This window comes from Pseudomonas sp. P5_A2_2, from assembly GCF_054177685.1.
This window is the reverse complement of the sequence record NZ_JBGCUL010001100.1, coordinates 1-1402: the sequence shown is the minus strand read 5'-3', so window position 1 is coordinate 1402 and position 1402 is coordinate 1. Positions and strand designations below refer to the sequence as shown.

The window sequence follows — 1402 nt, the reverse complement described above, 5'->3', positions numbered from 1 at the left end:
CCGTTGTATGAGATACCCAACCTGCAGGTTGACCTGAATTTTGTGCTGACCATGCCATTCAGGACTTCGGCCATGCGTTCGCTCGGTGCCCATATCAACGTGTTCGCCATCGAAAGCACGGTGGATGAACTGGCGGCTCGGGCCGCAGTGGATCCGGCGCAATTTCGCCTGAATCACTTGAGCGATCCGCGTGCACGGGCGGTGGTGGAGCGCGTGGCCAGTGCGTTCCGCTGGCCGCAAAAAGCAACAGGCCCCGRCAGCGGAATCGGCTTCGCCTTCGCACGCTATAAAAACATCATGGGTTACTGCGCCATCGCCGTGCAGTTACATGTACAGCGCCAGACCGGGCAAGTGACGATTGATCGGGTGGTTGCCGCCGTCGACGTGGGACAAATTGTCAGCCCCGATGGGCTGCTCAATCAGATTCAGGGCGGCATCGTGCAGTCCGCCAGCTGGACGCTCTATGAACGAATCCTCTATGACGCCAGTGGCCTGCATAGCTTCGATTGGAGTGGCTATCCGATCTTGCGTTTTCCCGAGGTGCCGAAACAGGTCGAGGTCCACATGATCGATCAGCCGGATCAGCCATTTCTCGGTGCCGCGGAAATCGTCCAGGGACCCATGGCCGCAGCGCTGGGCAACGCCATCAGCGATGCCACCGGCAAGCGATTGCTTGATCTTCCACTGGCTCGACGTGGCTGGCAGGAATCGTTGGGATCATGAGCGATCCTGACGTGCTGAATCGGTCGCCTATCGCACACTCGGAATAAAAAAAGGCGGTGAAGGATCACTTGCACCGCCCTACCCCAATCAAGGGAAATGTTTCTCTTCTATAAAACATGCCGTTGGAAGAGAACGGCATGTACACGCAACACTCCTCAAAGCGCCGCCTGTCAGTCAAGCGGGCCGCTGACCCGCTGAATATACTTTCACTTGCGTTCTATCGGATAACGCCTAAAACAATGCCAACTGGTAATTAATGATTATCCGATTTTCGTCTTGTTGGCGGGTGTTCGGGATGTTGTTTCGTACCATTGCGTTTTTCCACATGACGCCAATGCCTTTTAACGGTCCCGATTGCACGACATAGGCCAGCGTTATATCGCGTTCCCACTCACTGGAATTGCTGGAAGCGATGGTATTGATGTCATCACCTTTAACGTATACAACTCCCGCCGTCGCACCGGGCAAGCCCAGTTTCGCGAAGTCAAAAGCGTAGCGTGCTTGCCAGGACTTCTCGCCAGCGTGCACGAATTTCTGAACCTGCATTTCCGTGATGGTGTAAGTGGTCGGACCGTCACCCTGGTTTAAATAAGGGAAATCGCTTTTTCCGTTGCTAACCTCATAGCCGGCTCCGAAGGTGTGCCCGGCAACGGCATAGGCAAATAATCCACTGAACAGG

Annotated in this window: 2 protein-coding genes; one reads left to right on the top strand and one right to left on the bottom strand. The window is 55.2% G+C overall.

Annotated elements, in window-relative coordinates:
- On the top strand, positions 1–723 hold a 723-nt coding region (locus ACXRVY_RS29160), incomplete at its 5' end, for a molybdopterin cofactor-binding domain-containing protein (protein WP_458238978.1).
- Between the two features lie 231 nt (positions 724–954).
- Here ACXRVY_RS29160 and ACXRVY_RS29155 read toward each other — a convergent pair.
- Positions 955–1402, bottom strand: a 448-nt coding sequence (locus tag ACXRVY_RS29155; RefSeq protein ID WP_458238977.1) for an OprD family outer membrane porin, incomplete at its 5' end; no start/stop codon positions are given.